The following is a 26306-nucleotide window of genomic DNA, read 5'->3' on the forward strand; positions in this document are numbered from 1 at the left end:
CGTTTCGATGATATTTCTCTTCCTGCGTGCAGTGGCAAAACCCTCCCTCAGGTTTCCCTTCGGTAGGAGAAAAATAAATTTCAATCGATCCCTAGGCAATAGATTTTTCAATGGAGATATGATTTGGTATCTTCGTGTCTTTGGTGTATTTGTTTTGGTCTTTGGTATTGCTGTATTCCGACAAAATGAAACTCAGGTGGAACGGACCTGGGAAGTCACAAACAAACCAGAACTAGTACAAAAAGTTCTCTATGACTCCTTCCAACCCAAATCCTCTCGATTGCCAGTCATAGGTGAAAGTTGGGAAACCAAAATCATGGGCGAAACAGTAAAATGCACTACAACCTCTGCCAACACACAAGGCCAGACAGGGTTCCAAATTTCTGCAGAAGGATTCAAACACTACCGGACCTTAAAAGAATCCTACCGTTTGGAAGCCATCCAGAACGGTGTTCGCATCCATGGAAAATGGGAATTGGAAACAAGCCCAAACACCCTTTCCAAACTTCTATTTTTATTCTTTAGCGATGCCGATCTCGACCATATCGCCCAAGGAAAACAAAAACTATTTTAAGACTTAACCTTTGTACTTTCCAGTAGTACAGTTGCCATTACCATCACACCTTCACTACGACCAAGTGAACCCATTCCTTCGGAAGTAGTCGCTTTGATCGAAACACAGTCTAACGGTAACTTGGTGATACTTGCTAAAGAGGCATTGAGTTCTGCACGAATGGGATTGATTTTGGGATGGTCTCCCACATAAGTACAATCGATATTCACTAGTTTAAATTTTTTCTCTGCCATCAAGTCCAAACATTTCTCAATGATGCGAGTGGACTTCATATTTTTATACTGCGGGTCTGTATCGGGAAAGTGAACGCCAATATCACCCAATGCTAAAGCGCCAAGAATCGCATCTGCCACAGCATGTAAGATCACATCCGCATCACTATGACCAAGAAAGGCGAACTCCGATTTTACTTCGACACCAGCCAAAATTAGCGGGCGAAAGGGTTCATGGATTAATTTATGAAAATCGATTCCGTTTCCAACTCTAAACATAGATCCTACTTTTTATAACTCAATTCTAACATACGATTCACAGATTTTTGTGCGAGGCGAATCACTTCTTCATCTAAAAAGATTTCAAACTGTTCTTTTAGAAGGGCATCTCTCACTTTTTCCAAAGTAATTTTCTTCATGTGCGGACAAGTTTGGCAAGTGGATACAAACTCTTTTTCAGGAAATTCCGCGCGCAAATTATCACCCATCGAACATTCTGTCACAAGCATAATTTTGTTTGTTTTACTTTGCCGAATGAAATCAACCATTTGGGAAGTGGATCCAGAAAAGTCGGCCTCTTTCACCACATCTTCATGACACTCTGGATGTGTAATCACAGTGAGTCCATCACTAAACAATCGTTTTGCGGAACGAATATCTTCTGGTGTGTACATTTCATGCACCATACAACGTCCGGGATGGGAAATGATGGTTTTGGATGTTTGATTACGCACATTTCCTGCCAAATACTCATCTGGCAAAAAAATCACAGTATCTCCTTCCACAGCATTTACAATTTGTACGGCATTGGCTGAAGTACAACAAACATCGGTTTCTGCTTTTACTTCCGCCGAACAGTTGACATACGTAACGACAGGAACTCCAGGGTATTTGGCTTTGAGAGCTTTAACATCGTCTCTTGTAATGGCTTCTGCAAGAGAACATCCTGCTTTTAGATCAGCAATCAGAACCTTTTTTTCTGGAGATAGAATTTTTGCAGTCTCCGCCATAAAATGAACTCCATTGAAGAGAATCATGTCGGCTTTGGTTTCCTTTGCCATTTTCGAAAGATACAAAGAATCTCCAATGATATCGGACACTCCCCAAAACACATCGGGAGTCATATAATTGTGGCCGAGGATCACCGCATTTTTTTCTTTTTTGAGACGGTTAATTTCTTCCGCTAAAGGAAGGATCCTTTCCTCGATTTCATGAGGAAGGTAAATGGGATTTAATTTTTGAACCAATTGGTCTTTAGTTACCAGTGACATACTGCACTCCTAAAAAAATATTAAAACGGATCGGAACGAAGAATGGTGTCTGTTTCTCGAAGCCCAGAATCTGCTGGAGGAACCTCATTTTCTAAAGAGCCACATTGATTAAAAGCTTCTCGCCAGGATAGTTCCGCTTGAGAGGTCCCTGTTCTTTGGACTCTTCGATAATCGGAATTAGAATTAAAAGAATTCTGGTTACAAGCCTTAGAGATATTGTAAGTTAAATTGATTTTTGCAAAACAATCAAAGTATAAAATAGCAACCGCATCCGTACTCAATTCCTGTGGTAGAATTTCGCCTCTCATTCGTGAGACAAGCCCTGGGCAGACAGTCAAACTAGAGTCCGAAACAGCCACACAATTTGCTTCTGATAAAATAAATCTTTGACAGGCGGAATTGATAGCGTTCCCCTGCGATAGGATCGAACTCAGTAATTCCGTATCAGAATCATCATTTGTTTCTTTCTTACAACCACTTGCTATAAAGACAATGCCTGTTAATAAAAAGAAAACCATCACCATTCTTCTCATACTGATTCTACTTTCCCTCCTTTTGGGCAGCCTTGTCTATATCCTTTTTCTGAAAAAAACGAAGTCAGATCCAACCCAAACTTCCTTCGATTCCCATTCCGAGATCTACTGGCAGAGGTTACAAAATCGTCCAGAGGTTCTCCTCGGGCCAGGATATCCTTCGGATTTACGCGATTTTTTAGAAACTCTTCGCGGAAAAGAATCCTATCTTTGGAAAGGCGACAGGGAAAAAACCTTCGCCCATTTACTCGAAACCTATCCAGACGAAAGAGGCCAAGTTCTTTATGCGGTGTATGTGGCTTTTATGAATTGGAAGGAAAAAACTGTGGAACTGGAACAAAGAGAAGACCTATCTTCTTACGAAAAGCTAACAGCCGTGAATCGTTTGTCAGAAGAAATATTTCCTCTTGTCATTCGAACCATTCTTTTTCCCAAACACCCCACCACTCCACCAATTTTGCTTTTATCTTACCTAGAAGATTATGTTCAGAAAAATCCCTACAGTTATTCCCGGGAACGGAAACGTATCTTTCTTAGGAAAAAGGAGGAACTCTACCAAACCGAAAAATGGGAAATCCAATCCTGGGAAAGCCCTATGTTTTTTCGCCAAGTGGTTGAGTTGATTTACGCAAGAGAAATCTTAGAAATGTCCGATGAGGAAAAAACTACTTACCGCAGTGCAAAACAGGAGGAATTGAAAGTCGATTTTTGGAATTGACAAGACCCGGTTGTATCCCCCATATAAGTGGGGTTATGAAACAAATTCTTTTCTCCTTTCTCTTAGTAGGATTCTTATTCCAATGCAGTAGCAGTCCCAAACGACTTGACAACGCTGATGATTATATCTCCGACTCAGGTGGGCTCACAAGCCAAGAATTGGTAAAAGCTGCGGACAAACTAGCAGGCCAAATTGGGGAGTACTTTAAAGAAAACCCACATGAAGAAGGTGTCTTTGTTGCCCACTTCCCTACACGTAACGATACATCGGAACAAATCCAAACTGAACTTTTCGACAACGCTTTTGTTTCGAAACTGATCAAAAGTAAAATTTATACGGTTCGTACAAAAACAAGAGAACAGTCATTAAACGAAATCCAGTTCAGTTTGTCCGGCCTTACTTCCAACCGACTTTCCATTGGAAAACTCAAATCACCCAACTTCTTTGTTCGTTGCGATATCAACGAAAACATGTTTACTTCTGATGGTGAAAAAATTGTAGAACAATCCATCAACATAGAACTTGTAGAAGTAGAAACAACTATTGCCGTTTGGTCTGAAAAAGTTTCTTATCGCAAATTAGCCGTTCGAGGAAATAAAGGGGTTAGCTGGTAGTCCCTCCATCATTCCATGAAAAAAACAATTCTCTTTCTCTCTCTTTTCATTCTCGGTTGTGCCAGTGATTATAACAAAATCATTGAAGCAACCGAATCGGCATACTATGGGCAAAACTATGACTCTGCCATTCCAAAAATTCGAAAACTCTATGAAGGATCTTCCAGTAAGGACAAACTTCTATTTTTGATGGAAGCTGGTATGATTTTTCATACCAAAGGTGATTACGAAACTTCCAATAAAGTTTTTAAGGAAGCGGAAGACTTAGCAGATAATATCAGAGTCAGTATGACGAGGTCAGGACTTTCGTTTATCCTATCGGATAATGAATCCAATTATACCGGTGAAGACTTTGAAAGAGTCATGATCAAGTTCTATATTGCAAATAATTACTTACTCCAAGGGGATACAAATAACGCAAAAATTTACTTCCGAAGGCTCGACTTCGAATTAAAAGAAATGCGTTTTTTGGCTCCGGAGTACCGACAAAACAATGCAGCTAGACTTATCGATGCCTATGTTTCAGAAAAACTCGGTCGTTACAATGATGCCCGTGTCCAATACAAAAACATGGAACAACTGATTGGAAAAAGTCAAAATCTAATTGCCGATAGATATTTGTTAGCTGTTAGAGAAGGTGACTCTGGTGACCAATCCAAGTTTGCGGCAGGCCGTAATAGTTTACAAGCTTACAACAGTTCTATGCAACGAACCTCTCCAGAAAATGAAAAACTTTCTGAAGTCATCATCATTCATGAAGCCGGTAAATCAGCGATCAAAATGTCTAGGGGAAAACTTATGGACGATGAATACTTTGCAGTTGCTCTAAGGGGCGCTGTAGAAGTAGGATTACGTGCAAAAGGTGCTGGTGCTTCTCTTGCAGGTGCAGTGGCAGCTCTATCCGTTGCGGAAAATCCAATCCCTATATACAAAGAAAGGGATCAAAAAGGTTCCCTTCCTAAGAAGTATTATATCAACGGTGTAGATGTTGGGTATTCGGATATCATGAACAATTATTCCGAAACAGCGATGAACAATTTTAATGAGAATTACAAAACTCTTATCACAAAGAACCTGACTTCTTTGTCTTTAAAGGTAGTGGCTGCTGTGATTGCTTCGGAAGCTATGGCGCGTGCCATAGAATCTGGTGGAAAAAATAAAAACAATGATTTAGTATCAACTCTCATTCGAGTGGCCGCTGGAGCGGCGGCGGGACTTGCTGTTTCCCAAACGATCGCCCCAGACTTACGTTGCTGGCGAACCATCCCTGCCAACTTTCAAGTCAAAAGAATCCTTCTCGCTCCGGGAGAATATGACTTTAAGGTAGAATCCCCAGGTTCTGTTGTGACTTCTGCTCCGAAAAAACTTTTGGTTGAAGCCGACAAACCTCTGTTTGTTTCCGTTCGTTCTTATTCGAACTGACAAACAAACTGACTAGAATCGAATTACTGAGTCAGTCGAATGGTTTACTTTTAGTCGTTTTTTCTTCTTAAAAAAGCCGGGATATCGTAATCCTCCCCGTAGTTTTGAAACGGGGAGGATTGTTTCTGAGAAGAAAATCCCCTGTTGGATTGGCGAATACTTCGAGCAGAATCTTGTTCCTTTCCTAATCCAGAATCCTTTTCCTCACTCTTTCGAATGTATACCATGGGAGAAATGGATTCTTCGGAACCCACCGCCTTTTGTTCTCTTTGGTACTGTTTTCCTCGTTTGGAAAAACCAGTAGCAATCACTGTCACTCGGATTTGGTCCGAAAGACTCGTGTCTTCGTTGAGCCCAATGATAATGTTAGCATCGGGATCGGCTTGTGCTGTGATGATTTGCGAAACTTCGTTCCATTCATGAATGGTAAGATCATTCCCACCAGTTACATTGATGAGTAGAGACTTGGCCCCTTGGATGCTAGAGTCTTCAAGCAAGGTATTGTTAATGGCTTGTTCCACAGCCTCACTCACGCGTGTTTCCCCACTCCCTTCCCCTACACCCAAAATCGCATCCCCAGTATCTTTCATAATGGTTTTCACATCGGCAAAATCTACATTGATGATTCCAGGATGGTTGATGATATCGCTGATTCCACGAACCCCGTTTAACAAGATATCGTCGATCACTCGGAAAGCCATATCCACAGGAGTATTTTTATCTACCACTTGAAAGATGGAATCATTACGAATGGTGATCAGAGTGTCTACATTGGCCCGGAGTTGGTCGATTCCTTGTTTGGCAAGTTCGGCCCTTCTTTTTCCTTCAAAGGAAAATGGAACCGTTACCACACCTACCACTAAACATTTCATTTCTTTAGCAATGGCTGCAATGATGGGAGCCGCTCCCGTTCCTGTTCCACCACCCATACCCGCAGTGACAAAAACCATATCCGCACCTTTGAGGGCCGATACAATTCGTTCTTTGTCTTCAAGGGCGGCCTTTTCTCCGAGTTCTGGATCACCACCTGCCCCCATCCCTCGGGTTACTTTGTTACCCAATTGGATTTTGACTTCTACAGGAGATTTTAATAATACTTGTTCGTCGGTGTTCATCACAATAAAATCAACACCTGTCATTTTGGAATGAACCATACGTGTGACGGCATTCATTCCACCTCCACCAACTCCAATGACTTTGATAATGGCAGGGCTTGTTTTTTCTTCTTCTAGGTACAACATCGACATATCCTTAGAGATTATTCTCCATCCAACGACGAACCTTCTTCATCCAACCGTCTGAATCAGATCCGGAATGCATGTTTCTTTGTTCTAGGTTTTGTATTTTTGAACTATACTTAATGAGGCCAACGGCAGTGGCATATTCTGGTGAGGAAATTTTATCCACAAGACCACTGAGGCCCGCAGGTTTGGCACGACCCACTGACAGACGCAAAACTTCCTCAGCAGTGGCTTCAATTCCTTGTAATAGGGAAGTTCCTCCTGTTAAGATGACTCCTCCCGCCAAACTAGCCTTAAATCCTGACCGAACCAACTCATGATCAATCATTTCTAAAATTTCACGAACCCTCGGTTCCAAAATTTCCACTAGTTCTTGGCGAAAAACGGAACGTGAAGGTCTTCCGGAGATTGATGGAATTTCGAATTTTTCTGTAGGGTCCACCATATCAATACGAGTGTGACCATACCTTTTTTTGATCACTTCTGCTGTTTCGACTGTGGTTTTCAAACCGATCGAAATATCACTTGTGATATGGAATCCACCAAAAGGAACCACAGAGGAAAAAGCAATTCCCCCATCCACATAAATGATGATGTCACAAATTCCAGCCCCAATGTCAATGACAGCGGTTCCTAAATCTTTTTCCCCTGAAGTGAGGATGGCTTCAGAAGAAGCAAGGCTTGATAACACTCGGTCCATTTGTAAAAGGCCGGCTTGTTCCACACAACGATCAATGTTGTTAAGTGCTGTGTTTCCACAAGATACAATATGTACTTCAGCTTCTAAACGAACCCCTGTCATTCCGATAGGATCTTTGATATTGACTTGGTCATCCACTTTGAATTCTTTTGTGAGGACATGAATGACTTGTTGGTCGTTCGGAATATGAACGGCCTGTGCCGCTTCCACAACACGCATGATATCTGTTTCTGAAACAATACGTTCTCTGTTGGTAACAGCGATGATTCCCTTTTCATTGAATCCATTTACCGACTTTCCAGAAACATTAACAACCACCGTATTTACTTCTTGACCGGCCATAAGTTCGGCATCACCAAATGCCTCTATGATAGACTTTGTTGTTGTTTCTATATTAACGATTGATCCGTTTTTGATACCGGCAGAAGGGTAAACACCTGTTCCAATAATTTCGATTTCATGATCTCCCACAAGTCGCCCAATGACAACTTTAATGAGAGAGGATCCTAAATCCAAGGCCGTTATGATAGGTACGTCATCATAGGTCATATTAGTGGTAAACGGCGTCCTCTCCTCTTAAATCTATGGAAACAACTTTTACAGATTCTGCTTCCATATAAGCTAAAGATGCATATAATTTGCGAAACACATTCAATTCTAACTTATCACCTAAGTATACTTTAATGGGGTTTGGTGATTTTAAATACAATGTATAATTTCCATCACGTTCGACTGCAAGTTCTGAGATTCGTGATTTAAGTGCGGGATATAAGGAAAGGGCATGTCGCATTTCTTTGGTGATATCAAAAATCTGTCTGCCTTCTAGTTTTTGTTCCCCTACGGTGAATTGCCCACTAATCACAATTAAGTGATCAGCTAACACTCGATCTCTGGAAAGTATCTCCAGATCTTCATCCACTTCATACAGGGAATTTCCTACATGTATGACAAATTCGGCGACTTTCTCCTGTAAGTTGATAATCAAAAATCCATCGGGATCGCGAGTGATTCTAACCTTCCGAATCCTCGGATGACTAGCCAGTCGTTTCTCCCAATCCTTCCAATCCCCAATGTTTGGGGCTTTTGGATCCACTCCCAGATACAACAAAACCTCGGGCGGTGAGAGAGCCGTAAGGCCTTCCCACTCCACGCGAACCACTGGTTTTACGGGCCTACCCCAACGAAAGATAAGTCCGAGAGCCACAAGACCCACTAAAACTAAAAGGATCGGAACCACACGCCCAAATCGTTTTTCTTTGATTTCAGGGGGGGTGTCAACCATATATTGATTATGTCACATAGTTAGGCTGTTTGGAAAGCATTTATCAGCAGGACACAAAAAAAGGCCAGGCGAACCTGACCTTTCTCACTAGCTCAAATTGAATTTGAGGTGCTTAGTTTTGTGCGACTCTCATGGAACCTTGGCTTAGGTCCATAGAGACAGTTTGGTATTTTTTGGCTTCTTTTTCAAGAGCTTCTGCACGGCGAAGAAGTTCTTTCTTCTCGTTCATTTGGCTAAGAGCCTTACCACCACGAGTAGATCCTGCTCTGTCACGAAGTGCCTGAGCCATCTCTACTTTTTCTTTTGCGATGTTCGCTAGGTATTCTGAAACAGCAGATTTTTGCGCCGGAGTGGTTGCTTGTTCAATCATAGCAGACTCCAAAAGCTCTAATCTTTCGTTTGTATCTAAAGCTTGGAGATTTGCTGTTGCAAGTCCCATAGCCAAGATCCCTGTTGCGATAATCTTTATTGTTTTCATGTGATCCTCTCTAGAGTGGGAACCTCTTTTTCCGATTCCCTTTTTATTCTATGACTCAAGAAAACTCCTCAAGGAGATTAAATTCAATCGGAAAAACCAGAGAATTTCCCCAAGGAAAGGTAAAAGAAGGAAAAAATGGTGAAATCAGATTAATATTAATCATTTAAAGATTAAATTTAATCAGACCTCCTCATGGCAACTAATCATCAGATGCAAGCGAGAAACTAGATGGATGAATGAAAAGACCCTCCGAAGAGGGTCTTTTCATTGTCATTCTAAACTCTAAAAAAGGATATGGGTCAGTATTTGGTCTTGGTATAACTCAATTTTTTATTGAGGATGATCTCGACTGTTGTCAATTCCCCTGGTTTGATATTGATTTCCGAATTTTCCAATTTCATCTCTTCCATGAAACTCGCTCGGATTTCGTATTTGCCCGGTTTTAAGTTGGTAAACCAAAAGTATCCGTCTTTGTCGGTAGTGACTTTGAAGATTTGGTTGGTCGAGACCACTGTCGGCATGTAGATGGGGTGTTTTTCAATGGGGTTGTCCAAGGTTTTATAGAACACTCGGCCCCGAATCGCCCCAAATCCATCCATAGAATTGATAGCATCCACAGTGACGGTCTGCTTCGGAAGCACAGCAGTGGCCGTTTTGTAGATTGGATATTTGTCCGCACGGATTTCAATTTGGTGCACACCCGCAGGGAGATTGTCAATCTTCACATTGTAGATATCACCTTGGATCAAAGTTCCGTTTTTTGTCACTGATCCCCAAATTTTAGATTTCTCAGTAGTGACTTGGGAAGTGTATTCCTGATCATCGACAAGGACTTTGATAGCCCTTACTTTGTCTTCAGCTGGAGAGGATTTTAGTTTTCCTTGTTTATTGAGAAGGTCATAAGGAGATTTGGTCGCCGCTCCCCCATACGATTTATCTTTGATGATGGAAGTACGGATGAGGATACTTCCAGTTGTGACAGAAGGTGGAGCCGGTGGTTCCACTTCCGTAATCGGAGGGATGACCACTGTGGTTTCGTTCGCTGGAGTTGGTTCCGGCTCTGGTGCCACCACAGGAGGTGTCGTCGTATTATTGTTTGGCGGAGTATTTTCCACTGGAGTGATGGGAACGTTGATGACTACGTTTGGTGGTTTCGGTGGAGGGTTTTGTGGTTTGGGAGAACCTGATAAAAAGATCCCTGCCGCATTCCCTGAAACTTGTGGGGTTTGTTCGTGGTTGAACTGGCGGGCCATCTTGACTGTTTCTTCTTTAGCAACAAAGAAGGCTTCGAGGGCAGTCACCACACTGTCCTTGTTTAAATCCCCTTTTTCCAGGGCATTTCCAAAGTTATAAGTAAAGATTCCATGGTTGATGGTTCCCCCTACTTCGATGGAAGTTTGGTCATCGTCTGAGGAGGAAATGACTGCTTTGTCTTGGAAAAAATAATCTTCCGCGTTTTGGCGAACAACTCCATCATTTCCTTGGGCAATCGGAATCTCGGCGGCACCACGGGTATTTTTCCCTTTTTTGGCAATCCCTCCCGAATAACAACAGTCCATCACAAGAACCGTCTTTTGGGATTTGATATCTGTTAAAAATTCGTTTAATTCTTCATCGGAGATATGAGGGCGGTCGTAACAAATGAGGTAGTTGCGCATTCCATTTTTTGCCTTCGCATCTTTCATATACATTCCGTGGCCAGAGAAGTATAAAAAGACTGAGTCCTCTTTTCCCACAACTTTACCCAATTGGGAAATCGCGTTTTTTACATTCTCGCGAGTGACCATGGAACCTAACAGGACTTTGATATCCTTGAAGTTACCTTTCTTTTGGATTTTTTCTTTTAGGAATGTGGCGTCTGCTTCACAGAGATTCAACTCAGGGATTTTGGCTGTGTTCCCTTTGTAGTTAGTTCCAATGAACAACGCATAACGGTTCTGCCCAAACACCGGTACACCGATGAGATAGGCTGATAGAATACAAACAAATATGTTTCGAAACGAAAACATGATTGGGTTTCCTCTTATCCGGATGGAGTGGTTCATTCTCCATCACCAGAAATCGGAAATCAATTGGATTTTTCTTTGGATTGCAAAAAACGGAACACCTGGGGAAGAACATAATTACGAAATTCTTCGTTTACCCGTTTTTCTCCTCGGCAATCGTAATGGATATTATCTACAAATCGGTCCGCAGGATAGGAAGAATCCGGAAAGAAAAAAAGATCCGCATCTGGATAATTTCTAAAAAAAGTTTTTAGATCTGCCAGTAAAGCTTTAGATTCCTTGGATTCTTGGCGTTCCTTCATCCAAGGCATATACACCATTCCAAACCGGATTCCTTTGGCACGTGTATATTCGATCAGATCTTTTAATACAATAAAGTCTGGTTTGTGGTATACAGTGGGTTGTGGTTGGGTGAGTTCTGTATCCAATTCCTTTCGAATCAATTCTTTGGAAAAGATTACCAGTTCTGGTTTCAGTCGATTGGAAATATTATATTTTCCGAAATGACGAGTGATTTGGTCTTCAATGGTAAGGTTGTCTTCCAATTGAGAGGATGCAGGTTTACAAAGTCCCGATTCGACATTTTCACAAGACTCACAAAACAAAGATCGTTCTTTGTAGTTTTTATCTACCTTCCAATTGGTTTGGCTTAAGGCATTACGAATGGCTCCATGAAACCTGTAGGATTCATACAAAAGTGGGGTTGCTTTCGAAAGGATAAATAAACGTTCCACACCAGAGTATTGTTCCGATAGTTCCGAAAAGGTAAATTGGTGGAGGTAACGATGTCCAAAAAATTCCCAAAGGATTTGGTTGGCGTCTTCTTGTTTTCCACTATAACTGATAATGTTTGTAGGTGTGGGGGTGCGAAAAAAATTCTTCTGAATTCCTTCCTTCCATCTGCGGTTTAGATAAGTGGAAATAGATTCGTTTTCCTTTACTGACTTAGCATCGGGATCATAGAGGGGAGGTCCGTATCCCGTTGCATATAACTTAGGAGATGCGGCGAACAAAATCATTTTCGGTTTGGCGTTTCCTTTTTTTAAGTACTTATCCAAAAAGAAACGGTAATACTTTGGCCCCATGGCCGGCAAACTATGATTATAAACAGAATATTCGATGCCCGGTTCTTTGGAATATCCAGCCAAGGCCATAGACCGAGAGTCACCTAACACAAGAACTTCGGCATCACCCTTTCCTGATTCTACAAAGTTTTTCTTTAAGTTTACAAAAAAGATTTCTGGTTGTTCCAAGTAATGAATTCCGGTGAACCGAACCACAAGTTCCAATACCAAAAACAATAAAAGGGTGATCCCTATTCCTAAAAATTTAGAACGCAAAATAGATTACCTCCTTTCCAAAAATCCCACGGGTGAGGATAAGAAATCCCATAAAAGACAATACAAACACTTGGATGAGAGGATGGGATAGAAAAACCCAATATCTTTCTTTTTTGAAGTAAGTGATTCCATCGATAATAAGGAGTGGTAAAAAGATTCTAAAGTATTCACCAAAAAGTCCAAACATATCCTTAATATTATTGTTTGGATTCATGTCCCAATTCCAAACCGACAAAAATTTTCCCATATATAGGAACATCATCTGAGCATCGTAAGAACGAAACCCAACAGCACTAAACACAACGAGTGAATAGATAAATACTCGACTTAAAGTTCCCGTGAGGATACCAAAAAGTTTTTCCTGTAACGAAGGTTTTGTGACTTCAGTTGGCTCTGTTTTCTCTTCTTTCTTTTTAGCAAAAGCTACTAGATAAATGATGGTGTATACACCTTGCAAACAACCCCATGTGATAAAAGTCCAATTGGCTCCGTGCCAAAGTCCCGATAAGAAAAAAATGATAAATAGGTTTCGATATTGCGCAAACTTACCATATTTACTTCCCCCGAGAGAAATATAAATATAATCCCGAAACCACCGATTTAGTGTTACATGCCAGCGGTTCCAAAATTCGGTTGGTGTTTTCGAAAATTCGGGAGTTTCGAAGTTTACGGTGAGAGTGACACCAAGTAGGCGCGATACTCCAAGAGCAATAAAAGAATAACCGGCGAAGTCGCAGTAAATCTGAGTTAAAAATAAATATCCACCGGCAAATACTTGGGAACCATCCATAACTTGAATGATCTCAGGATTTTGTGTGTAAAGTGACTTTCCTGCAAAGAATACTTGGTCAACATAGGTGGCTAGGTTATCTGCCACATAGACTTTCATAAAGTAACCCAGAAGGATGTCATACAATCCTTTTTGTACCCCATCGAGTGTGGGGAATTTTGGTTTTTTCAATTGAGGGAGAAGGTCTTGTGCACGTTCAATGGGCCCTGCCACAAGCTGTGGAAAATAATTCACAAAGAGTGCAAAATCAAAGAAGTCGCGTTCCGCTTTGATTTGTTTGCGAAACACGTCAATGGTGTACGACATGGTTTGGAAGGTATAAAAACTAATCCCTACAGGTAGGATGATGTTTCGCAATAAATAGGTATGGGAATCGGTGGCCGCTGTGGAACCAAACCACAAAGCCAATTGGTTCCAAGAATCAATGAGGTTTACTGCGAAAAAATCGTAGTACTTCATTGTAAAAAGTAGGCCCAAGTTGGCAATGATGGAAACTGATAAAAAGAGACGACGGCGAATTTTGTTTTCTGTTCCTTCAATGAGGAGGGCAGCCGTGTAGTCGATGATAGTGCTGATCAGAATGAGGGTGAGAAAAAACCACTCCCACCATCCATAGAAAAAATAGGATGCAAGAAGTAACCAGAGGTTTTGGGCGCGGTAGGCCCATCTTTGTTTTCCGGCAAACCATCCGAATCCCAAAAAGACCGCATACACAAAGAGAAAGAAGATCAAAAAGACAAAGGTATTAAAAAGCATCGGTCTTCGTTACAATTTCCGGGTCACTCGATTCTGTAAAATTGAAAAAATGAGGTTAAAATGCGGAATCTTATCGTTGACCCGTTCGGAATTCAGGAAATCTTGAGAGTTACCTTGGATCTACGTTCGGAACTCAAAACCAAATTCGGTTTTTCGGAATTTCGCCCGGGCCAAGAAGAGGCCATTCGTTCTGTTCTCTCAGGAAAAGACACCTTGGCCATTTTACCAACAGGCGCCGGAAAGTCTCTGATCTACCAACTTCCTGCGGCCATCCAAACAAACAAACTAACTTTAGTTATATCCCCTCTCATTGCGCTTATGAAAGACCAAACAGAGAGTTTACTTGCCAAAGGAATTCCTGCTGCCTTTTGTAATTCCACCCAAGACGAAGTGGAACAAATGACCATCCTTGCCAAATCGGTGAAAGGTGAAATTCGAGTCCTACTCGTTTCGCCGGAAAGAGCCCTGTCCAATGGATTTCTTCGAATCTTTCGGGAACTCGATTTATTTTCCCTCGTTGTGGATGAAGCACACTGTGTCTCTCAATGGGGACATGACTTTCGGCCAGAATACCGCCAAATTCATGTTTTACGGGAGCGTCACCCTCGTCCGAACTTTCCTATCCTTGCTCTTACAGCCACGGCTACAGAAAGAGTCCAAACAGATGTACAATCCTCTCTTGGGATGAAAACACCCACAGTGATTCTATCTACTTTCTTTCGGCCCAATTTAAAATTCAGCGTGGAATACCCTGCCGCTGAAAGGGACAAAGCCGATCGTTTGATTGAACTTTTAGAACCATGGAAAGATGGAAGAAAATTTCCAGGACGAGCTATTGTTTATTGTGCCACTCGGAAAAAAACCGATGAGGTCTATGATCTTCTGAAAGACTTTGGTTTCTCTGTGGGAAAGTACCATGCCGGCAGAACCGATGGGATCCGAGAACGAACCCAAAATGCCTACACCTCGGGAAAAGTTCCCATCCTTGTAGCCACGAATGCCTTTGGAATGGGAATGGATCAACCTGATGTTCGTTTGGTGGTGCATTACCAAGTTCCTGCTTCCCTCGAAGCGTATTACCAAGAGGCAGGCCGCGCCGGAAGGGATGGGTTGGACTCGGAATGTGTTTTGTTTTATAAAGCGGGGGACGTTGCCACCCAAATCTTTATGTTGTCTAAAGAAACAAATTTCAAAGGAGGAGATACCCTTCTTAAATACATAAAGGAATATGCCAACAATGAAAAATGTAGGCAGGTCCAACTTTGTTCCTACTTTGGCGAAACCATTTCTCCTTGTGGGAGTTGCGATATATGCACAGAAATTGGTGCCAATATTGATCGTTCTAAATTTTTAAGAACAGAAGCCGCCAAGGTCCAAAAGAAAAATGAAAAACGGGATTATCCTCTTTCCGAATGGGAAGAAGAAACCATCCAAAACTTTTTAAAGGAACATCCGGCCGTATTTGGAAAAACCATCATAGCCAAAACCCTTGTAGGCAAACGTACGAAAGATGTACTCCGGTACCGGATGGAACGAAATCCATTTCACGGAAAGTTGGATGGAATTCCCGAAGAAGCAGTCGTTGCAAAACTAGAAACCTGGGTGGAACAAAAAAAAGTTTTGGTGGCCGGAGCCAAATACCCAAAACTCTATTTACCCAATTTTACAAAAATAAAATCGAAAGTATCCTCATCTAACTCTGATGATACGAGTGTTTCGATTTCAAAAACAAAAAAACCTCCCACTCTCAATTCACAAATTTTAAAAGAACTGATCAACTACCGGGATCGGAAAGCAAGACAACTCAAATGGAAGAAGTTTATGGTATTTCAAAATCCAGTTCTGAAACGAATTGCGGAAAGAAAACCAAGGAACCTTTCGGAACTCGAAGCCACAAAAGGTGTGGGGCCTGCGAAAGTGGAACGGTTTGGAAATGATATCATTGAAATTTTGTCCAAATGGGACTAAAAAGTCCTTTTGAATCAAAATCAATTTCGAGTTTGAATCTTAAGGCAGATCCTATAGGTGGATTGGGAACAAGGTTCTATTCAGTCATACCCCAAGTAAATTCCCTTGAAACTTTCCTAGTCTCTTAGAATCTGCAGATTCATAGGGGCAAAATGGAAAAAATTGCAGGGAAGATCATTACACATGAAAGAGAATTTGAAGGAACGATTTCTTTTGATCCCAGTTCTGGACTGATCACCAGTGTAAAAGAAGGGATCGATCCCGATGCCCGCCAGTTTTCCGATGGTTCGGTAATTTTTCCTGGTTTTGGTGATATCCACATCCATGCACGTGAAGATGTGAGTGGTAAACATACTTACAAGGAAGATTTTATCTCTGCTGGGAATGCCGCCATCAACGGCGGAGTGGTCCATGTGGCCGATATGCCGAATAACCCCGTTCCTCCCATTGATGACGAATCTTACACCGCCAAACAAGCGCTCACGAAAAAGGCCCCCATCCATATCACCTTGTATGCAGGAATTGGCCCCCACACCAAACCACTGACAAAAAAAGTTCCTTATAAGGTATTTATGGGTCCATCCATTGGAGAATTGTTCTTTCATGACAATGCCTCATTAGAAGAAGTCATTAAAAATTACGTAGGCCAAGACATAAGTTTCCACTGCGAAGATCCAGAAATTTTAATAGCAAACCAGACACAACCTACTCATGAAGAAAGACGCCCCAAAGAAGCAGAAACCGTGGCCACTGACTTTGCTTTGTATTTGATTGAGAAATACAATCTCAAAGGAAAACTCTGTCATTATTCGACAAAAGACGGTCTTTCTAAAATCATCGCCGCTAAAAAAAGAGGAGTGAATGTCACTTGTGAAGTCACTCCCACCCATTTGATGTTTGATACCGATATGTTAACAGAAACCAACCACAAGTGGTTTCAAATGAATCCACCACTGCGGGGAAAAGAAGACCGAGAAGCCATGGTCAAAGGGATCTTGGATGGGCATATTGACTATTTAGCAACAGATCACGCCCCTCATTCCATAGAAGAGAAACAAAAAGGTACCAGTGGGATCTCTCAACTCGATACTTATGGATTATTTGTCACCTATATGATACTCAAACTAAACATTCCGATGACTACCATAGCTAAAATATGTTCCAAAAACCCAGGGGAATTTGTGGCTCCCTACTTACCGGAAAAATTTGGGAAGGGGGTTGGCGTCATTAATCAAGGTTATGCGGCGAATTTTTCTATCCTAAATTTAAAAAAACCAGTTGAATTTAAAAAATCAATGGTTAAAAGTAAGTCCGGCTGGTCACCCTTTGAGGGATTTAGTTTCCCTGGATCCATCGAATCAGTTTACTTTTTAGGCAAAGAAATTCATGCAAAATGAGCCATTAGGCAGTAAAATTCTCTCTGGACTCACAGTTAAATCGCTCCTTGCGGAGTATCCGAATAGCTTTCAGGTTTTGGATTGGGATGGAAATTTTATTTCTGTTACCGAAAGGTTTGCCAAGTTTCTGGAATTTGAAGCCAAAGAGATTGTTGGCAATTCAATTGTTGAATTCACCCAAGAGGACGACAAAGAGAACACAAAGTACACCTTCGATAGTTTGGGTGAAAATCCAAATATAGTAAATTTCGAAAATAGGCTCGTCACAAAATCCAATGAAGTAGTTTGGATCATTTGGTTACTTATCCCTTTGCGGGAATCTAAAATCATTCTGGGTTTTGATCGTGATCTCACTATCCAAAAAGACATATCCTTTGAATTCCTCCTGCAACAACAAAAGTATAAATCTATCTTTGATAACTTACCTATGGGTATTGCCATCACCGATGAAAAAGGAAAAATTGTTGAAACCAATAAAACCGCGAGGACCTATTTTAATATCCAAGACGGTGAACTTTTAAACCGAACCTTAAACATTCGAAAATACACTCTCATCCAACCCAACGGAAACAAAATTTATCCACGTAAATCAAGTCTTATGCGTGCTCTCCGTCATAAAGAAGTGATTCGGAATTTGGAAATTGGAATGATCAAGGAAGATAAAATTACTTGGTTTGATATTTTAGCAACACCGATCCCTATTGAGAATTTTGGATTGGCTGTTGCCTTTCTTGACATCACGCAAAGAAGACATGCCGAAGAAAAAATTGCCTATATGGCTTTTTTTGACCAACTCACAAATCTTCCCAATCGCAATTCTCTGATTGATAAACTCTTTCCTATATTTGAAGAAGCAAGAAGGCATGGAAACCTGGTAGGAGTTCTTGCTATCGATTTGGATAACTTTAAAATCATCAATGATTCGAGAGGCCACGACTTTGGTGACAAAATCATCAAACTCGTTGCCTATAGAATCCGCGAAAGCATTCGAGTGTATGATTTGATCAGTAGACAAGGGGGAGATGAGTTTACTGTTGTATTACCTGACCTATCGAATGAAAGAGATGCTGCAGTCATTTCTGAATCCATTTTAGATGCCATGACCCATCCTTTTGTGATCGATGGAGAAAGGATTTTTGTTAATATATCAATTGGCATCGCCTTATACCCAACAGACGGAAAAGATTCCAATACACTTTTAAAAAATGCAGATAGTGCCCTGAACCTTGCCAAAGCCCAAGGAAAAAACTGTTATGTGTTTTTTACGGAAGAACTCCAAACCGTTGTTGCCGAAAGATTAGAAATCGAAAATCGAATGCGAATTGCCATTATCGAAAATCAATTCACTTTGATGTACCAACCAAAAATTGATCTTTATACAAGAAAACCTGTGGGTGTGGAAGCACTCATTCGTTGGCGCCATCCCGAACGTGGACTTATCTCACCCAATGTATTCATTCCTATCTCTGAAGAAACGGGAATGATTTTAGCCATCGGGGAATGGGTGATCAAATCTGCCATCCAAACCATGCGCATTTGGAAAGATGAAGGAATCAATGATGTTTCTATGGCAGTGAATATCTCCACCAAACAATTCAAACACGAAAAATTGATCTCCACCATTGCCGAAAATTTGAAACTTTTTAAAGTAGACCCACATGATTTAGAAGTGGAACTCACAGAAAGTTCCGTTATGGAAAATGCGGACGCAGCCGTTCGTACGATGCAAGAAATTCGAAAACTTGGTGCCAAAATTGCCATCGATGATTTTGGAACGGGTTACAGCAGTTTGGGGTATCTGAAAAAACTCCCGATCTCTTCCTTAAAAATTGACCGTTCCTTCGTATCAGAGATCACATCAGACAAAGATTCCAAAACCATTATCCATGCTGTTGCAAACTTGGCACATAACCTTGGTTTGAGTGTAGTGGCAGAAGGGGCTGAAACGGCAGAACAAGTGCAGTTACTTGCAGAAAGTGGAGTGGACCTTATCCAGGGTTTTTTCTTTGCCAAACCAATGACTTCCGAGGATTGCCTTCATTTTCTGAAGACAGAACTTGGAATTTCGGATTGACCCGTTCGCTTTCCCACCGTTTTTATCAATTAAGGATTTCACTTGAAACTTTCAGTTGATTGGTTAAACGAATTTACCCCGCTCTCCCAGATTCCTTTCGAAAAGGTTCTGGAAAAAATTAATACCTCCATTTGCGAAATTGATGATGTGGAAGAATTCAAACACCACCTATCATCGGTTATCATTGTAAAAATTAAATCACTTGAAAAACATCCGAATGCGGAAAAACTCCAAACCACCATCGCCACAGATGGTTCCAAGGACTACCAAATTGTGACTGCAGCCACCAATGTCAAAGTCGGAGACATTGTTCCTTTGGCCCTTCCGGGAACCAAACTAGACGGGAAAGAAATTTTAGATTCGGAACTGCGTGGGGTTCGTTCCCAAGGGATGTATTGTTCTGAAAAAGAGTTGGGCCTAACTTTAGAATCTTCTGGAGTGTTGGTTTTTCCCTCGGACACAAATCTTGGAATTTCTGTTCGCAAACTATTTTTATGGGAAGACACCATCCTCACCATCGATAACAAATCGATCACACATAGACCTGACCTTTGGAATCATTTTGGATTTGCTCGTGAACTTGCGGCACAACTCCAATTGCCTTTGAATGATTTTCCATTCCAAGCAGATACGAAATTAGAATCAGGCAATGATGGACTCTCAGTTACAAAATCGGAACATGCTCATGCCTACTATGTTTGTTCCATCCAAAATGTAAACATTGCTCCTTCTATTCCCAAAATCAAAGCAAGGCTCGAAAAATGTGGGATTCGTTCCATAAATAATGTAGTGGATGTTTCGAATTACTTACTTCTAGAACTCGGACAACCCACTCATTTTTTTGATAGAGAAAGATTATCCACAACCACTTTCTCTGTTATGAAATCTACAGAAGGGACTTCCTTTCCTCTGTTAGATGATACTACCCCCAAACTACAAAAAGACCTCCTTCTTATCCAAAATGGAAAAGATGCTGTAGCTCTAGCGGGTGTTATGGGGGGGAAGGATTCAGCTGTAATCGATTCTACAAAAAACATTGTGATGGAATCAGCTGTTTTCAAAAGAGAAGATGTTCGTTATACGATTCGTAAGACCAATATTCGTACAGAATCTGCAGTTCGTTATGAAAAAGGATTAGATAGTTTCACTTCATTGCCGGTGATTCGTCGGGCCGTTCAACTATTAAAAGAAAATGGAAATCCTAAAATTAAGGTTTATGAGCCACAAGGATTCAACCATACAGAATCAAAATCTGTTACTATCAAAACAAATCTTACTTTCCTACGCCATAAATTAGGAAAAGACATTTCCCAAAATGAAGTCACTGAGATTTTAACCCGACTTGGGTTTACTGTCACGAACCAAGGAGATGAACTCTCTGTTCTTGTCCCTAGGTATAGACAAAACTATGATGTGACCATTCCGGAAGATCTTGTGGAAGAAATTGGAAGAACCATTGGTTATGCGTCCATCCAAACACAAGCCCTATCCATGGCAGTGGAAACACCGATTCGAAATCCACTCCGCGAACTAGAACGAAGAGTCAAAAATTTCCTCGCTTTAGAAGTGGGATTTAATGAAGTATTTAATTATTCATTTTCTTCCCCGACAGATGCCAAATTAGAATCATCACAAGAAAGTTCCTCTTTGAAAATTGCAAACGAAATGCCCGACGAACATTCGTTACTACGAAATAGTTTATTTCCTGGTCTTATCAAACAAGCAAAAGTCAACCAAGATCGATTTGAAACAGTCAATATTTTTGAATTAGGTAGAACTTACCATAAAGAAGGCAAAGGTTCTGATTTAGCAGAAGAAAGACGTTGGCTCGCCATTTTATCTCTTTCCAAAAACAAACCCAGCGACTTGGCCGCAGTTGAATCAGAATTTCTTTATTTAAGAGAAACTATTTCCGAACTTTTCGAGTATTTAAACCTTCCAAAATTCCAATGGTCCAAATCAAACAGAAACTACTTTCATCCCAATGCTTCTCTTGTTCTTTCTTATGATGGAATTGAAATTGTTGATTTAGGAATTCTTCACACGCGTTATGCGGACGATTACGACTTAAAACGCCGCGCTATTCTCTCTAAAATTAATATGGAGAAATTAGTAGATGTTTGGGAAAAACAGGGAAGAAACTCACATTTTATTCCCCCATCCAACTTTCCTCAAGGTCAACTCGATCTTTCCTTACTAATGAACGAAAAAGATTCGACAGAATCCTTTGCAAACTTAGTACAAACGATGAAAATTCCCGAACTAGAATCTGTCTTTGTGCAAACTATCTTCAAAGGTGATTCTGTAGGTGAAGGTAAAAAATCCGTTACCTATCGATTCAAACTTATGTCCTATGACAAAACCTTTACTCAAGAAAGATTCAAAGAACTTTCCGATTCACTGGTAGAAACAGCAAAAGCGAACGGATACAGCTTACGATAAATTTGCTTTGACAAATCCCGGTTTTTATCGGGAAATCATCCGAGTTTATGCGGACACTCCTAACAGTCATTTTGTCGGGCTTAGTTTTGTCCTGCTCGCGATTGGAAATTCAAAAATCCATTGCTGACGACAGTTTTGTTCCGCAAAAAATAGATTACGCGATCGCCGCGGGCACTGACGTCAATTTTCAGAAACTTCGTTGGACTCCTATATTTAAGAATAACTTAAGTTTAGGTTTCCAATCAAACCATGTTTACCTTCGTATCAAAGCTACAAACCAAACTACCATTAACAGATTGATTCTTGATTTAGGAAATCCCCATCTTGACATGGTTCGTGTCTATGAAGAGGGAAATCCAGAGCCAATCAAAGAAGGCGGCGATTTTATCGCCCATTCTCACTGGGATGCTTTCTCCAAATCCATTGCTTTTGAATTGGATTGGAAAGAAAACGAAACAAAAACTCTTATTTTAGAAACAAAATCATCATCTAATATAAGTTATTTGATTCGCTTCTATTCGAAAGAAACATTTTACTTAAAAGAAAATTTAGAGAATATCATTCTTGGTTTTTTTTACGGAACCATCTTCATCATGGTAATTTACAACTTATTCATTTATTTTATCTTAAAAGAAAAAGCATACATCTCCTATTCCATTTCTATATTTTTTAATCTAATGTTACAAATGTATCTAAATGGAATTCTTAACCAAGTAATTACGTTAGATCATCCAGAAATTCATAATCGTATTGGAAGTATCATTGTGACTTGTTCGGCTTTATCGGGTTGGACATTCGCACAACAAACTTTAAACCTTCGGGAACTGAATCCTTGGCCTCATAGGCTAATCCAAATCCTCAAAGTCCTTGTTTTATTTTATATTTTGATTCCGTATGCTTATTTACCCATCGACATCGCAGTTCGTTTGGGAAATTTCATCGCGCAAGTTTTTGTTGTGTCCACTCTTTTTGTTGCCATAGTAAACTATAGCACGGGTAACAAACAAGCAAGGTTGTTTCTCATCGGTTGGAGTACATTACTCTTTGGGATCCTAATGTATACTTTGATGCAAAATGGAATTTTGCCTGTGAATGTTTTTACAATTTATGGAAATCAAATTGGATCTACCTTGGAAGCCGCCATTTTATCTTTAGCCCTCGCAAATAAAATCAATGAACTAAAAGAAGAAAAGACCAAAACACAAGCCGAGGCATTAGTCACTCTCGAAGAAAAAGTGAGAGAGCGTACAAAAACTTTAGATGAATCATTGAATTTGATTAAGAAAGATTTAAATGTTGCTAAAAAAATCCAAAAAACTTTGTTTTCGGATATTAAAACCAGCGATCCAAGAATCCATTTTCATTCCTACTATCAATCTATGTCAGAAGTTGGTGGCGATTTTTATGACCTAACACAAGTAAAACCTGATTACTATAGAATTTTTGTGGCCGATGCCACAGGGCATGGAATCCAAGCAGCCCTTATCACAATGGCAATCAAAGCCGAATATGAATCATTAAAAATGATTTATGACCATCCAGATGATTTGGTATTTCATATGAACCAAATTTTTATTAATAAATATAGCAATATTCAAACTATTTTTACTTGTTCTGTCTGCGATATTGATTTAAAAAACAAATTACTTTTCTATGCCTCTGCTGGCCATCCAGATCAAATTCATCAGAGAATTTATGACATCAAACTCCTGCCAAGGACGGGGAAAATCATTGGTCTTATGGATCATACTCAGTACCGAATCATTGAACACCAAATTGAAGAAGGCGATCGTATCTTTTTGTTCACTGATGGAATTTTTGAACAATTCAATGAAGAAAAAGAACTGTTCGGTGAAGACCGGTTGTATGAAATTTTAAAAGAGAACCTAAAGATGAGTTTGGATCATACAATGGCAAAAGTACTCAGTGAACTAGCTTCGTTTACTGAAGGGGATGTAAAACAAGACGACATTACATTTATCGGTTGCGAAATTCAAAGTCTAGGTTGAATTTGCTATCCATGTCCTATTCTGAAATTCCAGTGTTTACAAAACCCTTCATCCACCCTTCCGCTACCGCCTTCGGTATGATAGAGTATGGAACTTCTGTTTCTCTTTGGCCAGGAGCTGTGGTTCGGGCCGATATGAACTCTATCAAATTAGGAAGTTATGTGAATATCCAAGACAATTCAACACTCCATACAGATAGCACAAGCCCTATCTCTATCGGCGAATGGACATTAGTTGGTCACAATGTTATGATTCACGGTTGTAGAATCGGCAGAGGTGTTCTTATCGGTATTGGCTCTATCGTTCTTGACAATGCAGAAATCGGTGATGGTTCTCAAATTGCCGCAGGATGTATGATTCGCGGCGGTAAAAAAATCCCTCCACGATCTCTCGTTGTGCCTGATGGATCTGATATCAAAATTTTTCCAGGCAAAGCAAAACCAGAATTAACCGTAGCAGGTTGTATCGAATATGCCCATTTATCCGTTCGTTTTGAAAAAAATCTCTTTGTACCGTTTCAAAAAGAGGAAGAAGTTCATTTTGTAACACAAGCAAAAGAAATCATAACAAAGTTAGGTATCTAACATACCCAAATTCATTTTTGTATTGTCTAAGTGATACCTCTCTTATGAAAAAATTTATAGATAAAATCCAAATACTCGGAATTTTTTCCATTACCCAAACGGTATTCCAAATTGGAACCGTAATGATCATGGCCGTCTCTGCTTTAGCCGGCCAAAGTATCGCACCTTCTCCCGAATCGGCATCCTTACCCATTTCTTTTGTGATTCTAGGAACCCTTCTTGGTTTAGTCCCAGCATCAAGAATTATGAAATGGAAAGGTAGTAAGTTTGGTTTACTCACAGGAACAGTGATTGGTATTTTCGGAGCGGCCCTTGCATCGTATGCAATGTATGAAAGAAATTTTTTACTTTTTTCCGTAGCACATTTGTTATATGGGTTTCATCAAGCCTTTGTACAATACTTGCGATTTGTGGCAATGGAATCGGTCCCCACACATGATAGGGCCAGTGCTTTGTCTTGGATTTTAATTGCGGGAATTCCTGCAGCCTTTCTAGGTCCATTGGCAGGACTTCACGGCATCCAACTCATTCCGGATGCAATGTACTTGGGATGTTATATCATCCTTATTTTAAGTTTGTCACTTCAGTTTGTTTTTATCAGCTTTCTTCCCACACATTCTAAACCAACAAACGAAGCTCATATGATAGAAACACAATCCTCTCCTAGAGAAGCCGTAAGACCTCTCTCCTATCATATCAAAAACTTTGGCCTTTGGGTTTCTGTTTTAGCAACAGCCTTTAGTTTTGGACTGATGGCAATGCTTATGTCTGCTGTTCCTGTGGCAATGAAAACACATGGTCATGCTATGCATGCCTCCACCACTGTTTTACAATGGCATGTCCTCGGAATGTACATCCCTTCTTTTTTCTCAGGACAATTGGTGCGTAAGATGACAGCTCCTTATCTCATTCTCCTCGGAATTTTTGTTATGGGACTAGAAAGTTTCGCCGCCTTACAAGGAACCGAATTTTTGCCTTTTGCTGTGGCCCTCATCCTTCTCGGCATTGGTTGGAATTTTATGTATGTGGGCGGAACAAACTTACTTGTGGAACAATACCATCCTTCTGAGAAAAATACAATCCAAGCAATTAATGATACCATTGTTTACTCTATGGCCATCCTTTCGACATATAGCGCGGGTTACTTGGAAAATAAAATTGGTTGGCTTCGCCTGAATTTAGTAAGTATTCCTTTTCTCGTTTTGATTACGATTTTTATTATTGTTTATATCGAACGCAATCGAAGGAAATTGAAAGTTTATGGATAAGCAATTCCATTGGGAAACTATCTACAAAGATAAACAACCAAACGAAGTGAGTTGGACACAATCAACTCCTTCTTTATCCCTAAAACTGATTCAAAATGCAAATCAACCTAAAACAGCAAAGATCATCGATGTCGGTGGCGGAGAATCTTTGTTAGTTGATTGTCTCTTAGATCTCGGTTTTGAGAACATTACAATTTTAGACATCAGTAAAAATGCTCTAGATCGATGCAAAAATCGGATCGGAAACAAAGGTCAAAATTTGCATTGGGTTGTATCTGATATTACAGAATACCATCCGGAAACTTCTTTTGCCATTTGGCACGACCGTGCCGTCTTTCATTTTCTTACCGAACCTACTGCGATTGCTAAATATAAAGCGAATTTATTAAAAGCACTAAGACCAGATGGAGAATTCATCATAGGTACTTTTAGTACGGACGGTCCCCAAAAATGTAGTGGATTGGATATCAAACAATATACTGAAGAAACCTTAACAGATTGTTTTTCTCCTGAATTGGAACCGATTGAGTTTCACAGAGAGGATCATGAGACACCATTTCATACAATTCAAAACTTTGTATTTGGAAGGTTTAAAAGGGTGAATTGATCGAATATGAATTGTCAACT

The 26306-nt window shown here is 40.4% G+C and carries 22 protein-coding genes; 12 read left to right on the forward strand and 10 right to left on the reverse strand.

Annotated features, from left to right (window positions below):
• The first annotated feature begins 118 nt into the window (after window positions 1-118).
• Window positions 119-574: a hypothetical protein gene (locus JWG40_RS05175; RefSeq protein ID WP_205284790.1), complete on the forward strand. Its 456-nt coding sequence runs from the start codon at window positions 119-121 to the stop codon at window positions 572-574.
• Here JWG40_RS05175 and ispF read toward each other — a convergent pair.
• From ispF to JWG40_RS05190, 3 genes are read right to left on the reverse strand one after another with little or no spacing between them, the layout of a single operon-like run.
• Complete coding sequence (gene ispF, locus JWG40_RS05180) at window positions 571-1065, reverse strand: 2-C-methyl-D-erythritol 2,4-cyclodiphosphate synthase (RefSeq protein ID WP_205284791.1); 495 nt, start codon at window positions 1063-1065, stop codon at window positions 571-573. The genes JWG40_RS05175 and ispF overlap by 4 nt on opposite strands.
• A 5-nt stretch (window positions 1066-1070) precedes the next feature.
• Window positions 1071-2057, reverse strand: coding sequence for a quinolinate synthase NadA (nadA, locus tag JWG40_RS05185; protein WP_205284792.1), 987 nt, complete (start codon window positions 2055-2057; stop codon window positions 1071-1073).
• Window positions 2058-2077: 20 nt separating this feature from the next.
• Window positions 2078-2575 carry a hypothetical protein gene (locus JWG40_RS05190; protein ID WP_232369186.1) on the reverse strand — a complete coding sequence of 166 codons (498 nt, stop codon included), beginning with the start codon at window positions 2573-2575 and terminating at the stop codon, window positions 2078-2080.
• Here JWG40_RS05190 and JWG40_RS05195 point away from each other — a divergent pair.
• From JWG40_RS05195 to JWG40_RS05205, 3 genes are read left to right on the forward strand one after another with little or no spacing between them, the layout of a single operon-like run.
• On the forward strand, window positions 2550-3308 hold the full coding sequence (locus tag JWG40_RS05195; protein WP_205284794.1) for a hypothetical protein: 759 nt from the start codon (window positions 2550-2552) through the stop codon (window positions 3306-3308). The genes JWG40_RS05190 and JWG40_RS05195 overlap by 26 nt on opposite strands.
• Window positions 3309-3343: 35 nt before the next feature.
• A complete protein-coding gene (locus tag JWG40_RS05200) occupies window positions 3344-3922 on the forward strand; it encodes a hypothetical protein (RefSeq protein ID WP_002972347.1) in 579 nt (192 codons plus the stop codon).
• 15 nt (window positions 3923-3937) lie between these two features.
• Window positions 3938-5344 (forward strand): COG3014 family protein, encoded by a 1407-nt coding sequence (locus JWG40_RS05205; RefSeq protein WP_205284795.1) that lies wholly within the window; start codon window positions 3938-3940, stop codon window positions 5342-5344.
• A gap of 50 nt (window positions 5345-5394) precedes the next feature.
• On the opposite strand, the gene ftsZ is transcribed toward JWG40_RS05205, so the two are convergent.
• The 7 genes from ftsZ to JWG40_RS05240 all read right to left on the reverse strand — a co-directional run bounded on the left by ftsZ (window position 5395) and on the right by JWG40_RS05240 (window position 13937).
• Complete coding sequence (ftsZ, locus tag JWG40_RS05210) at window positions 5395-6585, reverse strand: cell division protein FtsZ (protein WP_205284796.1); 1191 nt, start codon at window positions 6583-6585, stop codon at window positions 5395-5397.
• A 10-nt stretch (window positions 6586-6595) separates the two neighbouring features.
• Window positions 6596-7834, reverse strand: a complete 1239-nt coding sequence (gene ftsA / locus JWG40_RS05215; protein WP_205284797.1) for a cell division protein FtsA — start codon at window positions 7832-7834, stop codon at window positions 6596-6598.
• Between the two features lies 1 nt (window position 7835).
• Window positions 7836-8567 (reverse strand): cell division protein FtsQ/DivIB, encoded by a 732-nt coding sequence (locus tag JWG40_RS05220; protein ID WP_205284798.1) that lies wholly within the window; start codon window positions 8565-8567, stop codon window positions 7836-7838.
• A gap of 112 nt (window positions 8568-8679) precedes the next feature.
• Entirely contained in the window at window positions 8680-9045 is a 366-nt protein-coding gene (locus JWG40_RS05225) for an LIC_10421 family protein (protein ID WP_205284799.1), read from the reverse strand.
• 299 nt (window positions 9046-9344) lie between these two features.
• Complete coding sequence (locus tag JWG40_RS05230) at window positions 9345-11054, reverse strand: caspase family protein (RefSeq protein WP_232369187.1); 1710 nt, start codon at window positions 11052-11054, stop codon at window positions 9345-9347.
• 59 nt (window positions 11055-11113) lie between these two features.
• The gene (locus JWG40_RS05235; protein ID WP_205284800.1) at window positions 11114-12391 is read right to left on the reverse strand and encodes a DUF1574 family protein; all 1278 of its coding nucleotides are present in this window, start codon (window positions 12389-12391) and stop codon (window positions 11114-11116) included.
• The gene (locus JWG40_RS05240) at window positions 12381-13937 is read right to left on the reverse strand and encodes an MBOAT family O-acyltransferase (RefSeq protein ID WP_205284801.1); all 1557 of its coding nucleotides are present in this window, start codon (window positions 13935-13937) and stop codon (window positions 12381-12383) included. Before JWG40_RS05240 ends, JWG40_RS05235 begins: the two co-directional genes overlap by 11 nt.
• A 60-nt stretch (window positions 13938-13997) precedes the next feature.
• Here JWG40_RS05240 and JWG40_RS05245 point away from each other — a divergent pair, with 60 nt between their 5' ends.
• The 8 genes from JWG40_RS05245 (at window position 13998) to JWG40_RS05280 (ending at window position 26286) form a co-directional block, all read left to right on the forward strand.
• Window positions 13998-15905, forward strand: a complete 1908-nt coding sequence (locus JWG40_RS05245; protein ID WP_205284802.1) for a RecQ family ATP-dependent DNA helicase — start codon at window positions 13998-14000, stop codon at window positions 15903-15905.
• A gap of 152 nt (window positions 15906-16057) precedes the next feature.
• Window positions 16058-17302: an amidohydrolase family protein gene (locus JWG40_RS05250; RefSeq protein WP_205284803.1), complete on the forward strand. Its 1245-nt coding sequence runs from the start codon at window positions 16058-16060 to the stop codon at window positions 17300-17302.
• Window positions 17292-19376, forward strand: a complete 2085-nt coding sequence (locus tag JWG40_RS05255; RefSeq protein WP_205284804.1) for a sensor domain-containing protein — start codon at window positions 17292-17294, stop codon at window positions 19374-19376. The genes JWG40_RS05250 and JWG40_RS05255 overlap by 11 nt, the downstream gene beginning before the upstream one ends.
• Before the next feature lie 42 nt (window positions 19377-19418).
• The gene (gene pheT, locus JWG40_RS05260; protein WP_205284805.1) at window positions 19419-21818 is read left to right on the forward strand and encodes a phenylalanine--tRNA ligase subunit beta; all 2400 of its coding nucleotides are present in this window, start codon (window positions 19419-19421) and stop codon (window positions 21816-21818) included.
• A gap of 47 nt (window positions 21819-21865) precedes the next feature.
• A complete protein-coding gene (locus JWG40_RS05265) occupies window positions 21866-23827 on the forward strand; it encodes a 7TM diverse intracellular signaling domain-containing protein (RefSeq protein ID WP_205284806.1) in 1962 nt (653 codons plus the stop codon).
• 26 nt (window positions 23828-23853) lie between these two features.
• Complete coding sequence (locus JWG40_RS05270) at window positions 23854-24411, forward strand: gamma carbonic anhydrase family protein (protein WP_408611488.1); 558 nt, start codon at window positions 23854-23856, stop codon at window positions 24409-24411.
• 44 nt (window positions 24412-24455) lie between these two features.
• On the forward strand, window positions 24456-25679 hold the full coding sequence (locus tag JWG40_RS05275) for an MFS transporter (RefSeq protein WP_205284808.1): 1224 nt from the start codon (window positions 24456-24458) through the stop codon (window positions 25677-25679).
• The gene (locus JWG40_RS05280; protein ID WP_205284809.1) at window positions 25672-26286 is read left to right on the forward strand and encodes a class I SAM-dependent methyltransferase; all 615 of its coding nucleotides are present in this window, start codon (window positions 25672-25674) and stop codon (window positions 26284-26286) included. The genes JWG40_RS05275 and JWG40_RS05280 overlap by 8 nt, the downstream gene beginning before the upstream one ends.
• Window positions 26287-26306 lie beyond the last annotated feature (20 nt).

Source organism: Leptospira abararensis (assembly GCF_016918735.1).
Taxonomy (GTDB): domain Bacteria; phylum Spirochaetota; class Leptospiria; order Leptospirales; family Leptospiraceae; genus Leptospira_A; species Leptospira_A abararensis.